General features: G+C 54.3%; 14 protein-coding genes. 7 read left to right on the top strand and 7 right to left on the bottom strand.

The genetic code is table 11. The features are described 5' to 3' along the window. Positions 1 to 15: 15 nt before the first annotated feature. Positions 16 to 294, top strand: a complete 279-nt coding sequence (locus H2508_RS09030) for a polyhydroxyalkanoic acid system family protein (RefSeq protein ID WP_182172138.1) — start codon at positions 16 to 18, stop codon at positions 292 to 294. Between the two features lie 64 nt (positions 295 to 358). Here the strand turns inward: H2508_RS09030 and H2508_RS09025 are convergent, their stop codons facing one another. Then, on the bottom strand, positions 359 to 1357 hold the full coding sequence (locus H2508_RS09025) for an AraC family transcriptional regulator (protein ID WP_182172135.1): 999 nt from the start codon (positions 1355 to 1357) through the stop codon (positions 359 to 361). Positions 1358 to 1467: 110 nt separating this feature from the next. On the opposite strand from H2508_RS09025, the gene H2508_RS09020 reads away from it, so the two are divergent. Then, positions 1468 to 2634, top strand: a complete 1167-nt coding sequence (locus H2508_RS09020) for a ferritin-like domain-containing protein (protein ID WP_182172132.1) — start codon at positions 1468 to 1470, stop codon at positions 2632 to 2634. 87 nt (positions 2635 to 2721) lie between these two features. Here H2508_RS09020 and rpsT read toward each other — a convergent pair whose 3' ends face one another. After that, the gene (rpsT, locus tag H2508_RS09015) at positions 2722 to 2988 is read right to left on the bottom strand and encodes a 30S ribosomal protein S20 (RefSeq protein WP_182172129.1); all 267 of its coding nucleotides are present in this window, start codon (positions 2986 to 2988) and stop codon (positions 2722 to 2724) included. Between the two features lie 264 nt (positions 2989 to 3252). Between rpsT and H2508_RS09010 the strand changes: the two genes are divergently transcribed. Next, complete coding sequence (locus H2508_RS09010; RefSeq protein ID WP_182172126.1) at positions 3253 to 4266, top strand: tyrosine-protein phosphatase; 1014 nt, start codon at positions 3253 to 3255, stop codon at positions 4264 to 4266. A 49-nt stretch (positions 4267 to 4315) separates the two neighbouring features. On the opposite strand, the gene H2508_RS09005 is transcribed toward H2508_RS09010, so the two are convergent. Next, entirely contained in the window at positions 4316 to 4588 is a 273-nt protein-coding gene (locus H2508_RS09005) for a hypothetical protein (RefSeq protein WP_182172122.1), read from the bottom strand. 266 nt (positions 4589 to 4854) lie between these two features. Next, entirely contained in the window at positions 4855 to 5076 is a 222-nt protein-coding gene (locus H2508_RS09000; protein ID WP_182172119.1) for a hypothetical protein, read from the bottom strand. Between the two features lie 135 nt (positions 5077 to 5211). On the opposite strand from H2508_RS09000, the gene H2508_RS08995 reads away from it, so the two are divergent. The 4 genes from H2508_RS08995 (at position 5212) to H2508_RS08980 (ending at position 10390) form a co-directional block, all read left to right on the top strand. After that, positions 5212 to 6378 carry a 1-acyl-sn-glycerol-3-phosphate acyltransferase gene (locus H2508_RS08995; RefSeq protein WP_182172116.1) on the top strand — a complete coding sequence of 389 codons (1167 nt, stop codon included), beginning with the start codon at positions 5212 to 5214 and terminating at the stop codon, positions 6376 to 6378. Beyond that, on the top strand, positions 6356 to 8503 hold the full coding sequence (gene dinG, locus H2508_RS08990; RefSeq protein WP_235965158.1) for an ATP-dependent DNA helicase DinG: 2148 nt from the start codon (positions 6356 to 6358) through the stop codon (positions 8501 to 8503). Before H2508_RS08995 ends, dinG begins: the two co-directional genes overlap by 23 nt. Positions 8504 to 8512: 9 nt before the next feature. Continuing rightward, positions 8513 to 8833, top strand: a complete 321-nt coding sequence (locus tag H2508_RS08985) for a YqcC family protein (protein WP_182172113.1) — start codon at positions 8513 to 8515, stop codon at positions 8831 to 8833. Between the two features lie 90 nt (positions 8834 to 8923). Then, the gene (locus H2508_RS08980) at positions 8924 to 10390 is read left to right on the top strand and encodes an alpha/beta hydrolase domain-containing protein (RefSeq protein WP_182172110.1); all 1467 of its coding nucleotides are present in this window, start codon (positions 8924 to 8926) and stop codon (positions 10388 to 10390) included. Between the two features lie 32 nt (positions 10391 to 10422). On the opposite strand, the gene H2508_RS08975 is transcribed toward H2508_RS08980, so the two are convergent. The 3 genes from H2508_RS08975 to fadA are packed head-to-tail and all read right to left on the bottom strand — an operon-like array spanning position 10423 to position 13229. Beyond that, complete coding sequence (locus H2508_RS08975) at positions 10423 to 11571, bottom strand: NnrS family protein (protein ID WP_182172107.1); 1149 nt, start codon at positions 11569 to 11571, stop codon at positions 10423 to 10425. A 13-nt stretch (positions 11572 to 11584) separates the two neighbouring features. Next, positions 11585 to 12052 (bottom strand): rhodanese-like domain-containing protein, encoded by a 468-nt coding sequence (locus H2508_RS08970; RefSeq protein WP_220463676.1) that lies wholly within the window; start codon positions 12050 to 12052, stop codon positions 11585 to 11587. Position 12053: 1 nt separating this feature from the next. Then, positions 12054 to 13229, bottom strand: coding sequence for an acetyl-CoA C-acyltransferase FadA (gene fadA / locus H2508_RS08965; protein WP_182172104.1), 1176 nt, complete (start codon positions 13227 to 13229; stop codon positions 12054 to 12056). Positions 13230 to 13245 lie beyond the last annotated feature (16 nt).

Below are 13245 nucleotides of genomic sequence, written 5' to 3'. Positions count from 1 at the left end.
CAAAAGAGATATGCAATGGCCGGATTCCGACTTAAAAAAGCCTATACCATGCCCAAGGAAGAGCTCCGCGTAGCTGCTGAGGGTCTCGCCTCGCGGCTTGAGGAAAAGCACGGCGTGCGCTCTCAGTGGCGCGGTGATGACGAAGTGCACATCAAGGGCTCGGGGGTGGAGGGAGTGCTGACTATCGAGGACGGCGAGGTGGGTGTCTCTGTGCGCTTAGGTTTACTGGCCTCCGCTTTTCAGGGAGTGCTTAAAGCCGAAGTACAACGTTACCTCGATGAGCATGTGACCTAGGCCTACCCTTCTCTGGGCCTGGTCTGCCGCCAGCTTGTTGTACTTTGCTGGCGCGTCGCTGTTTTTATTCCCCTTTGCGCACCGCGCGTGGAGTTTGGCCGCTCCATTTCTGGTAGGCACGTCGAAAATTAGATGCATCGCTGAAGCCGACTAAGTAGGCAATAGTGGACAGGGGTAGGCGGGTATTTTTCAAATAGTGGGTGGCGTGCTCAGCGCGTACCTGATCTAAGAGCTGTTGGTATGAGTAATTTTCCTGCTCCAATCGGCGGCGGTAGGTGCGCGGGCTGTAGTTCAGCATCTGGGCTATAGTTGGCATTTGCGGATACTGCCCTTCCAATTTGCGCAGTAAGCGCAGCGTGCGTTCAGCCACCGAGTCTTCTTCTTCGAGGTCTGCGAGTAGGCGGGCGCACTCCTGCTCGTAAAGTTTTCGCAGGGCAGGGTTGGAGGAGGGCAGTGCGGTATCGAGCAATGACTGTGGGAAGATAAAGCGGCCGCGCAGGCAGTCAAAATGTACGTCTTGCCCAAACACCTTGAAATACTCGCTGGCGTGTTCTGGAGCCGGATAGGGTAATTCGACTCGCACCTTGAGCTCTGGCAGGTTTAGTAGCCCGCGCAGGGTATTGAGCATGGCCGCATACATCAGTTCGTAAGAAAAATAGATCGGATTATCTTGGGGTCTAGTGACCGTGGTGAGCAGGCATTGTTGCTGCTTGATTTCGAATTCCAGTTGCAGAGTTGGCGAGAGCAGGTGGTAGTACTTGAGGAGCAGTTCCATCACCTGTTCGAGGTTATCGCAGGTCATAAAGGCCTGCCCCAGTACGGCGTGTGCTGATAGGTTTAGACGCTGGCCTAGATGCAGGCCCAGCGCTTTGTTACCAGTAAGTTCGAAGGCCTTGCTGACCAAGCGGGTGAAATCGTCCTCACTGACCCGGGCGCCGATACCTTGGATGCCGCTGTGCGCCAGGCTAGTGCCACTGAGCAAAAGCTCGCGGCTATAGCCTAGCTGCTCCACCATATCGATCAGGATAAGAATGTATTGGGCGGGTGCACTAGTTTTGAGCATAAGCATGATTTGGCCACAAATGACCGCAGATTGACAAGACTTCACCTTGTTGACAGGCTCAGCTTAACCCATATTGATGGTAAGGCTATAAAAACTATAGGAGTAGAGCCATGCACGTTGAGTGGAAAGAGCAAGCCCCCCGCAAAATTCAGAAGTTTGCCGGTGCCGATTATCCTAGCCCAAACCCTGATTTGGAGGAGCTGCTGACTGAAGGCGATGCCAACTATATTGCAGAGCTCTTCAATACCCCCCTGAGCGGCTCCTATAACTGGGATTACAAAATCCAGGACGACCGCATTAAGAAACTCTATGATCTGGGTAAGCAGTTAGCTTGGGACCCTGAGATGGATATCGATTGGGATCGTCCTTGGCCCGATGAAGAGGGCATGCCCGAGCTGATGAACCTGCACACCTATCAGCCCTACCTCGATTTAAGTGAAGAGCGGCGCAAAGAGTTCTGGCTGCATATGAACTCTTGGAGTCTGTCGCAGTTTCTGCACGGTGAACAGGGCGCGCTGCTAGTTGCTTCCCAGCTGTGTTCCTGTGCACCCACCCTGAATGCGAAACTCTATGCTGCCTCGCAGACCTTCGATGAAGCGCGACACGTTGAAGTGTTCAATAAGTATCTGCAAAAGCGCATTGGCTTGATGTACCCGATCAATACACACCTAAAAAGCATCATCGACAAAATACTGACTGATGCTCGCTGGGATATGAAGTTTATCGGAATGCAGATCGTCATCGAGGGCTTGGCTTTGTCGGCCTTCAATACAACACGTGAGACCACGCCCGACCCCGTACTGAAAGATGTGGTCTATCTCGTGGTGCGCGATGAGGCCCGTCACGTGACTTTTGGCGTGAACTACTTAGAAGAGTTTGTGAAAACACTCAGTCAGGAAGAGCGTGAAGAGCGTGCGCAGTTCGCTTATGAGGCCTGTGTGATCAGCCGAGAGCGATTGGTGGCCACCGATGTGTTCCGGCATTTTGGCTGGGATGTGGAGGAAGCCCGCAAGCAGGTGCTAGAAGGCTTTGTAATGTCGACCTTCCGTAATCTGCTGTTTCAGCGAGTGATTCCTAATCTCAAGCGCATTGGCCTGTTGACCGATAGAATTCGCCCTAAATTTGAAGAGCTAGGTATATTGGAGTTTGAGAACCTGGCGACTGATGGCGATATCAATTGGGCCGAGCTAGAGCGGCCGCTCGATACCACGGAAGCTCAAGAGCATGAGCAAACCATGCTAGATGATTTCCACAAGCTTCAGGAGGCCCAGGTATAGGCTTAACTCTGCTGTTGTCTCGCGAGAGTGAGAGGGGGATAAAAAAAGCCGGCTTTAAGCCGGCTTTTTTGATTAGAAGCGCTGCGCTTACGCGGCCAGGGCTTTCACCTTGGCATTCAAGCGGCTCTTGTGACGAGCAGCTTTGTTTTTGTGGATGATGCCTTTGTCGGCCATACGGTCAATGACCGGTACAGCATTGGCGTAAGCTGTTTTGGCTTGCTCTGCATCACCAGTGGCGATTGCAGCAATAACTTTTTTAATTTGGGTGCGAACCAGCGAGCGCAGGCTTGCGTTGTGGTTGCGACGCTTAACGGCCTGGCGGGCGCGCTTCTTTGCTTGTGGAGAGTTGGCCACTATTCAGTCCTCTAGGGGTCAAGAATTCAAGAGGCGCGATTATTCACATTTGGGGGCCACTTGTCAACTCTAAGGCCGGGCTGTCTGAGGCGCTGCTTCCAAGCATTTTGTCACAGCAGCCACTTTCGCTGCCAAAGCTGCTTGTATATGGTAGCGCTGGTAGTTTAGTGGGCTGCAATGGCTTGCGACCCTAAAAATTGATTTGAGGCTTAATGGGCCCGCAGTTTTACTGCTGACTTGCCCAGTAGGCTGCCAGGAAGATTTATGTTGATAAGTGATGCAGTGCATATTTGGCGAGTCCCGGAAGGCGATTACCATGTTGAGTGGCAGACCAGTAGCAAGGATACAGAGGTGTCTGTAGAGGCGCTGGCTGAAGGCGGGCCGGTCAGCACCGAGTATCGGGCGCCTGAGGGCGAGCACGCTGCGTATCGCGCTACGGTCAGTGGTCTGCCCTTAGGTCGGCGACATTTTTTCCGCCTGCGTGACCAGCACGGTAACGAGGTGCTGGCTGCGGAGCGTCGTTTGGGGCTGCAAGGTTCACCAAACTTTCGTGATTTTGGTGGCTATCGCAACACAGAAGGTCAACAAGTGAAGTGGGGCTATCTCTTTCGCTCAGGGCATTTAGCAAAGCTCAGCGATGAGGATATTGCCCTGTTGGCGAGCCTAGAGTTGGATTTGGTGTTTGATTTTCGGCAGCAGAGTGAGCAGCTCAGTGAGCCATCTCGCCTGCCGAGTGAGCGCCCGCCATTGATTTGCAGTCTGCCTATTGCGCCGGGCAATAATTCGGGCTTTTTGCAGAGTATCGATGGAGTCGTGCCCAGTTCCGAAGCGATGTTCGAGTTTATGGTGACTGTGAACCGTGAGCTCGCGCTGGAAGAGGCGGGGGTGTATCGCCGTATGTTCGAGGAGATTTTGGCGCAGGATAGTGCCCGCTATTTGGTGCACTGTGCTGCTGGCAAAGATCGAACTGGCTTTGCTAGTGCTTTGATGTTGTTGGCGCTGGGTGTGCCCGAAAGTCTGGTGTTGCGGGATTATTTACTGAGTGCACGTTTCTTTAAGCCCGAAGTGGAATTGGAAAAAGTGCGAGCTAAGTATCGCTTAAGTGACTCGGATCGCGAAGCTATTATGCCAATGCTGCAAGTCGATGAAGCGTATTTGCGGGCGGCGCTAGAGGGGATTCATAGCAACTTCCCGAGTATTGAAGCCTATCTGAGTGAAATGGTGGGGCTGGGAAGGTCGGAAATAGCTGAGTTGCGAGGGCGTTATTTGCAGGCTTGAAAGGGCTGGATCCCGCCCTGCTCCACAGCGGAGTAGGGCGGGTTCAGGATTAGACTGCGTCGCAGGCAGCTTTAGCAGCTTTGATCTGCTTCTTTTCGCAGTCGGCTGCGCTGGCTTCGCCTACACACCACTTACGGCGCTTGTCCCAAGCAGTTAGAGGAACTTTCTTACCATTGGAGCACTTTACTTCGTATTGTGAGTAAGGCGTGCCATCGGTGGTTTCGCTGTTGCTCTTGAATACAATGCTAGTGGGTTTGGCGGCAAGACTGCCGACGGAGAAGCTTAACAGCGCAGTTGCGGCAGCCAGTTTGATCAGGTTCATGCTTGTACCTCTGTGAGTGTGTAATGACTACAGGCGCCCCGAGCAAGCGGGCATCCAATTTGTGGCGCCTAGTGTAGGGTAATTGCGCAAAGCTTTGTGTTACGAATTTGTAAGAAAAGTGGGCAGAAAGGTAACGTCGCCCCACTTGCTTTTTGCTCGAGTGTAAGTTATTGATTAATAATAAGCTTTGGTGTCACTCGAGGATTACCCCAGTAACATTAAATATAATTAAGGTTGGGCCGGTAACAGTGCCGGCCCAGAAAGGCTTAGGCGAGAGCGATCAAAATTAAGCCTAAGAGCGCGGTGAGTACTGCCTGGCCGGCCTTGTCGAGGCGGAATAGGGCAACTAGATAGGCGAAAGGTGGCAGGAGTGTGGCGCACAGGCCCCAAGCGTAGTCTTCCTTCCAAGATGTGATCAACAGCAGCACCCAGCTCACCAGTAGGCAAGCTAAACCAAAAGTTGTGAGTATGGCAGCACTAGCGTCCATGTGACCTCCAAGAATGAATTGATCGAGCAAGCTCCTAGAGATTAGCAGAAAGCGCTCATTTGGGGCACTAGGGCTGGTGACTCGAAGGGTGAATTTGGGTATCGTGTGGCGCTTTCCGACCCGAGGAAGATCCGCTTGAACGACCCTTTTTCCGATATACGTCCCTACCGTGATGACGAGGTGACGGCCGTGCTAGCACGGCTGCTGCAGGACCCTGAGTTACTTGGGGCACTGGCCAGCCTGAGGCTCGGACGTTTGGCGCGAGTGGCGCCGGCGCTGAGTCGCGCATTGGTGCGCATTTACCTATCGCGGCAGTTGCGCGATGTGCATGATGTGCAGGCTATGCAGATGGTAGTTAAAGCCTATGTTGAGCAGATGATTGAAGACAGTACCGCTGGCTTCACAGTATCGGGCTTAGAGCAGCTCGATGCTACTCGGCCCTATTTATTCATGAGTAATCATCGCGATATCGCCATGGACCCAGCATTTACTAACTATGCTCTGCATGTCGGTGGGCACAACACCGTGCGTATTGCCATTGGCGACAACTTGCTGACCAAGCCCTGGGTCTCAGACCTGATGCGCTTGAATAAGAGCTTTATTGTTAAGCGCTCTGTCAGCGGCCCCAGAGAGTTATTAACGGCCTCTAAAACCCTGTCTAACTATATTCGTCATAGTTTGCTGGAAGAGAATGCGCCGATTTGGATTGCTCAGCGTGAAGGGCGAGCCAAAAACGGTATTGATCGCACGGAGCCTGCGGTCATTAAAATGTTGAGTATGAGTCGCGATAAGGAAACAGAAAGCTTTGCCGAGCATATTCGTAAACTGGGTATTGTGCCGGTATCTATTTCTTATGAGCTCGATCCCTGTGATGAGTTCAAGGCCAAAGAGTTATATCAAGTAGAAAGCACTGGCGAGTATAAGAAAGCTGAGCAGGAAGACATTGCCTCTATTGGGCGGGGTATATCCGGCGCTAAAGGCCGCGTGCACGTGGCTTTTGGTTCGCCGCTAGATGCTGATTACGAGAGCGCGAGTGATGTTGCGCGGGCGGTAGATGAGCAAATTATCTCGCTCTACTGCCTGCACCCTACTAACCTCTATGCTTATCAGATGCTGCACGGCGAAGCAGCAGCGCTGCCGCAGCAGCTCGATTTGGCTTCTGGTAGCTGTAGCCAAGAGCAGTTTCGTGCTCGCATTGCAGCCTTGCCTGAAGCGCACCAGCCCTATGCCTTGGCCACCTATGCCAATGCGGTGGTGGCTAAGTTAGCGCAGGCTCAAAATGGCGATAGCCTTGCTGAGTGAGGAGCTAAAAGACCGCATCCGTGCGGCCTATGCGGCAGTGATTGAAAAAAAGTCCCTGACTCCGCGCTGGGGTCAGCGACAAATGATTGCCGAGATTGCCAATACCCTAGCGCGAATTCCGCTGCCCGGTGAGACGCCAGCAGAGCGGAGCAATGCCGAGCCTGCAGTCTGTGTGATTGAGGCCGGCACCGGCACTGGTAAGACAATCGCCTATTCGGTAACTGCCATTCCCATGGCACAAGCCCTCGGTAAAAGGCTAGTGGTGGCAACCGCTACCGTGGCCTTGCAGGAACAGTTCGTACATAAAGATCTGCCGGACATAAAGCGTCATAGCGAGCTGGACTTCAGCTATGCCTTAGCCAAAGGACGGCGGCGCTATGTGTGCTTGTCCAAGCTCGACCGTTTGCTGGCCGATGGGCAGGGCGATAACAGTGTTCTGCCCCTGTATCCCGATGAGTTCGAGCTGCCTCAGGCGGCTGAGGCGATGCCGATCTATCACAGCATGATCGATGCCCTAGGGCGCGGTGAATGGGATGGCGATCGTGACAATTGGCCGGCGACTGTGCCTGAGCAAGTGTGGCTTGGCGCCACCACTGACCACAGTCAATGTAGTGGTCGTCGCTGCCCCAATATTTCCCAGTGCAGTTTCTATAAAGCCCGGGAAGAATTGACCCACGCCGATGTGATTGTTGCCAATCACGACCTGACATTATCCGATCTGGCACTCGGTGGTGGCGCGATCTTACCTGAGCCAGAAGACTGCATTTATGTCTTCGATGAAGGGCATCACTTGCCCGACAAGGCGCTGTCGCATTTTGCTAGCTTTTGTCGAATTCACACGACTGTGGCTTGGTTGCAAGACAGTGGCAAAATACTCGCTCAGGGCGCGGCAACACTGGCCCCACTTAGCGGCATTGCCCATTACCTTAAACAGTTGCCAGAACAGCTAGAGAACGCTGCCGATAGCCTTAAAGTGGCTGAGCAGGCGGTGGCAAGCCTGTTTGACGATGCCGAGCCCAATCGCCGCGATGAAACGCAGCTACGCTTTGAGCATGGCCTGGTACCTGAGTCACTCATACCGCTAGCAGCTACCTTGGCCGGGCAATTCCAATCATTGGTTAACAATCTGTCGCGCATTGAAAAATCACTTGAAGATTCGCTTGAGGATGAATTTGCAGGAGTCGACAAAGGGGATTTAGAAACCTGGCACTTGAATATCGGTGGCATGCTTGGGCGAGCAGAGGCGACCTTGGCGCTGTGGCAGGCCTATGCTGTGACCGGCAAAGGTGAGCAGCCACCGATGGCCCGCTGGATTACTTTGCTAGACAGCAATGGGCAGCATGGTTTTGAGCTGCGCTGCAGTCCAATATTGGCTGCGGATATCTTGCAGGAATACCTCTGGCCGCGGGCCGCGGGAGTGATTATTACTTCGGCCACCATCACTGCACTAAATTCCTTCGAGCGCTTTATTTTGCACTCAGGTGTCTCGCGTGAAGCGCGTTTTAAAATAGTTGCCAGCCCCTTTGACTACAGCCGCGCGGTATTTTCTGTGCCGGCCATGGACTGCGAGCCCGGAGATGCTGAAGCCCACAGCGCGGCTATGATTGAGCAGCTGCCAAATTTGCTCAATAGGGAGGAGGCCAGTTTAGTGCTGTTCTCCTCTAGGCGGCAGATGCTGGAGGTTTACCAGGGGCTTCCGGCACAGTGGCGTGAGGAAATTCTGATGCAGGGTGATGGCAGTAAACAAGAAATTCTGCGGCTGCATCGCGAGCGAGTCGATGGCGGTGACGGCAGCGTCATCTTTGGTCTGGCTAGTTTTGCCGAAGGTGTCGATTTACCAGGAAAGTATTGCCGCCATGTCGTTATTGCTAAGATACCCTTTGCCGTGCCCGATAGCCCCATTGAGGCGTCCTTAGCCGAATGGATCGAGGCAAGGGGTGGCAACCCCTTCATGGAGATTAGCGTGCCTGACGCTGCCCTACGATTGGTGCAGGCCAGTGGCAGGCTGTTGCGTACCGAGCAAGATACTGGGCGGGTTACTCTGATGGATCGCCGCATCATTACTCGCCGCTACGGGCGCGCGATACTGGATTCACTGCCGCCTTTTAAGCGCGAATTACACTAAGTTTAAACTATGCGCAGTAAGATCGCCGAAAGTTTAATTGATGTCGAAGCTCAGCTGCGACAGCTCGGTCTGTGGCAGATGAAGCCTCCACCGAGTGAGGCGCTTGCTAGTACTGAGCCCTTTTGTGTCGATACCTTGAGCTTGCCCCAGTGGTTGCAGTTTGTCTTTTTACCCACTCTGTATCAGCTTTTGGAGCAGCAACTGCCCTTGCCTGAGCGCTGTGCTGTAACGCCCATGGCGGAAGAGTATTTTCGAGCTAGTCATTTGGCGACAGAGGAGTTGCTAATGGTTTTAGCAAAGCTCGATGTATTGATTAGCGAGACCCCATAAGCCTTTAACAAGCTCGCGCCTTTACAGGCCCTCGGGCATTGGGTACTTTCAAGGGCATAGACTAATAACTCCAATAATCAGGAAAGCCCTATGTCTGCCTTTATTCGCTTGTTTCTCTTAGTGCTTATGTCCGCAGTTTTATGGGGCTGCTCCGATAGTAGCGATAAGCACAGCCCCCCATTACCGCCGCCTGAGCCGGAGCCTCTAGTCCCCTCGGCGCTAGTGTCGGGCCCCATTACTAACGGCAGCCGCGGCTTTCCCGCTACGCCAGCGATTGTCGACCTCGATGGGGCCGGCTACGTAGAAGAAGAGTTTTTTGTTGAGGGCGAGGCTCGGGCATTTGACCCCGATGGGGAGTGGGGCATCGACGGTATTTGGCCAGTAACTGAGGCCAGTACGGCAGATTACAAAACACGCATACTGGTGCGTCGACCGAGTGATCCGGCGCAGTTTAGTGGCGTGGTGGTAGTGGAGTGGTTCAACGTCACTTCAGCTGTGGATCTAGATGTCGATTTTAATTTTCTCAATGGTGAAATACTGCGCTCTGGTCATGCCTGGGTTGGGGTGACGGCACAAGCGATTTCGATTGAGAGCATTGGCGATGGCCCACTGGGTCCTGATGTGCTGGGGCTCATGGCTTGGGACTCAGCGCGCTATGAGTCTCTATTTCACCCCGGTGATGCCTACTCTTACGACATATACTCCCAGGTGGGCGCGACCCTCAAAGCCCCTAAAGGAGATGATCCCCTGGGCGGCCTTAAGGCAGAAGTGCTGATAGCGGATGGCGAGTCCCAGAGTGCTTTTCGGATGCTGACCTATGTGAATGCCATACACAGTGAATCCTTGGTTTATGACGGTTTCCTGATCCACAGCAGAAACGGTAGTGGCGCGCCGCTTAATGAAACGGTAGATGTGCCAGCTCCTGCGCAGCTGCGCGATGATCTTAAAGCCCCCGTACTACAGTTTGTTACTGAGACTGATCTATTTGGAATAGGGGAGGGTGACTTCTCCTTCCCCAGAGCACGTCAACCTGATTCAGACAGTGTGCGCACTTGGGAGGTGGCGGGTACATCCCACTCCGATGCCAGCTCACTGGCTGCCTTGAGTGAGCAGGGCGCGCGGCAATACGACTCGTTTTACGATCTGTCACCGGTACTAGGCTTGGTCAACAGTGCACCCCAGTATATGGCCATGCATGCGGCCCTGAATGCCTTGGTAAGCTGGGTTAGAGATGGCCAGGCGCCAAGCACTGCGCCGCCGATTGAAACGAGGGACGAGGAAATAGTCGTCGATCGCTATGGCAATGCCTTGGGTGGGGTTCGTTTGCCTCACAGTGAAGCGCCAATTGCTACCTTATCTGGCGATGGCCCAATATTGTACGCTGGGCTTACCACGCCCTTTGATCAGGCCACTCTGGACGCCCTCTACCCCAGTGCAGCAGATTACATTGAGGCGGTAGAAACATCGGCTCAAGCGGCGGTTGAGGCGGGCTTCCTGCTACAGCTTGATGCTGACATTTTGATTGCTGAGGCCAAAGCAAACCCGCCGGTACAGTAGGGGGGCGGCGTTGCTGGCTGGCTAGGTGTCATTCAAGTGGCGCTGTGTTCACTCCGGCGCCAGCCGCGGTAGAGTTCGGCGCTAAACAGCCAAGCTAGGCTGCCAAAGCAAAGTGCCCACGTTGTCGCAGCCAGCCATAGCAGTGGCAGCGGGTCGCCTAGTGAGGGGAAAGTTGCTGCCACTCGGGCCAGCGTAGCGATAGCGATAGTACTCAGCATCCAGACTACCAGTACCGTCGGCGGAGGGCTGCGGCGCAGACGCTGATAGTGGGTGCGGCTCATAATACTACTGCTTAGCGTTCCCAGTGCCCCAATGGTAATGACATGTAAGGCAGCGGTGAGCTGCCCCCGGGCCACTATGGTGCTACCTAGCAATACTAGGCCAAGGCCCAAGCACAGATAGCCGGCACAGAGCCCCAGTAAATCGGGGCGTGAACGACAGTGCCATAGTTGCCAGCGCAGTAGGCGCAGCACGATTAAAAGCCCTGCGATAATAGCCATCGCGCCGGCAAGGCTTACTGTGCTAGGAAGCACTAGGGCTGGCGCGGCGATGATTAGTAAGAGAATGAAGGCCCCTTCGATACGGGGTTGCACTCGGGCTTCTAAATTGCGTTCCTGCTTGTGCAGTTCACCGGCAACCGCCGGTGCAATAACCCGGCCTCCCATAAAGGCCATCAGCAAGGCCAGAAACAAGATGCCTTCGTGCAAAACTAGCCGAGAGCCCTGGCCGTAGGCCAGTTGTTGAGTGAGTAAATAAGCTGTTGGCAGTAAACACAGGCCGCCCAATAAGGGCATGAGTAAACGGTTGCGCCATTTCTTTGCGGCGATAAAGCGCGGCACAATACGCCAGGCTAAGGCGAGGCCAAAAGCCGCAGAGATTAGCAGTGAGGCTAGGCTGAAGGGCGCGATAAACTGTGCCACACGGGCGGCAAGCCAAAGCACAAAGAGGCCTGTGAGTAGGCGTGGGTCGCTCGGTCCGAGGGTGTAGCCGGCAATCACTGCCAGCGCAAAGCCAAATACCATTTCAAAGGCGTGGCCCAAGCCTAAGAGTGCTGGAGGCCAGCCCCAGCCGCTGTACATTGCAAAGACTGATAAAGGCACCGCGATGGCGCCATAGAGACAGGCCGCTGGAAAAAATACCCGGTGTGCCCAGACCGTTTTAGCACGTGGTATTTTCTCCATGGCAGCGCTTCTACTAGCAGTGATCTTTGTTGGCAGATTGTTGGCAGTTTGCCATTTGCTCGGCCTCTTTTAGGCCGCCGGCATTGACTACCTGTGTGTAGCCTTGTTTCACAAGCGCCCGGCGAGCTTTTTCAGCGCGCGCGCCGACCGCGCAGTAGAGGTAAATTGGCCTGTCTTTGTCCAGGCGCATTTCAGTAACCCCTTTCTCGATGGCATCAAAAGGAATTAAGGCGGCGCCTTCGAGGTGACCCTGCCGATACTCCGCTGGGCTACGCACATCAATCCACAGCGGCTCAGTAGCGCTTTGTGCCATAGCACTGGAGCTGTTTAAGGTCATAGCGAATAGCGCAGCAGCCATGGCGGCAGTGCGTCGGAGAGCTTTGAGGTTTAAGATCATAGGAAATATAGCCTTGGGGTGGGTGCCAGTTCTGCTCAGCACAAGAGCGCTAGCCAGTATTGAACTGGCCAGCGCTTTTTGCATATTACACGCGCTCAATCACGGTTGTAATACCCTGACCAAGGCCGATACACATCGTGGAAATGCCGAGAGTCAGATCGCGGTCTTGCATCACAGTCAGCAGAGAGCCGGTGATACGGGTACCGGAGCAGCCAAAGGGGTGACCTAGGGCGATAGCACCGCCGTGAACGTTCACCTTATCTTCCATGTCGTCCAGTAGCTCCAAGTCCTTCAGCACAGGTAGCGCCTGAGCGGCAAAGGCCTCATTCAGCTCAACCATCTCGATGTCTTTGATGCTTAAGCCCAGCTTCTTCAGTGCTTTCTGGGTAGAGGGTACGGGACCGTAACCCATGATAGAAGGATCGACTCCAGCCAGCGCCATACCCTTCACTCGTGCGATAGGTGTAAGGCCTAGGGCTTGAGCTTTCTCGGCTGACATCATCAGCATGGCTGAGGCGCCATCGGAGATTTGCGAGGAGGTGCCAGCGGTCACAGTGCCACCCTTGGGGTTAAATGAAGGTGTCAGTGACGCCAGAGCTTCTAAAGTGGTGTCGGGACGAATAGTTTCGTCATGCTCTACTAGGGTGAGCGCGCCGTTCTCATCATGGCCTTCGACGCCAATGATTTCGCGGGCGAACTTGCCTTCTACTGTAGCTTTATGGGCCAGTTGGTGGGAGCGCAGGCCGAGCTTATCTTGGTCTTCACGGCCGATGCCGTGCATCAGAGCAAGGTACTCGGCGGTCATGCCCATCATGCCAGCGGCTTTGGCCACATTCAGGCCGAGGCGTGGGTTGACGTCTACGTCACCCATCATTGGCACGTGTCCCATGTGCTCAACGCCGCCCACTAAGTAGACATCGCCTAGGCCAGCTTGGATGTTGGCGGCGGCGGTCTGCAGTGCGCTCATGGATGAGCCGCAGAGGCGGTTGACGGTCTGAGCTGGGATAGTAAATGGCAGGTTGGCGCGCAGTACCAGCAGGCGGGCCAGGTTCATGCCTTGCTCGCCGCGCTGTAGTACGCAGCCCCAAATTAGATCGTCGATCTCTGCTGGGTCCAGTTTGTCATTGCGTGCCAGCAGGCCTTTGATGACGGCAACTGACAGGTCGTCTGCACGCACATTGCGGAAGCAGCCATTTTTGGAACGGCCCATGGGACTGCGGGCGTAGTCTACGATAACAGCGTCTCTTGGATTCAGACTCACGGTAATTCTCCTCTAG

The sequence above is a fragment of the Sediminihaliea albiluteola genome, assembly GCF_014077625.1.
Taxonomy (GTDB): domain Bacteria; phylum Pseudomonadota; class Gammaproteobacteria; order Pseudomonadales; family Halieaceae; genus Sediminihaliea; species Sediminihaliea albiluteola.
This window is presented reverse-complemented; position numbering and strand designations above follow the sequence as displayed.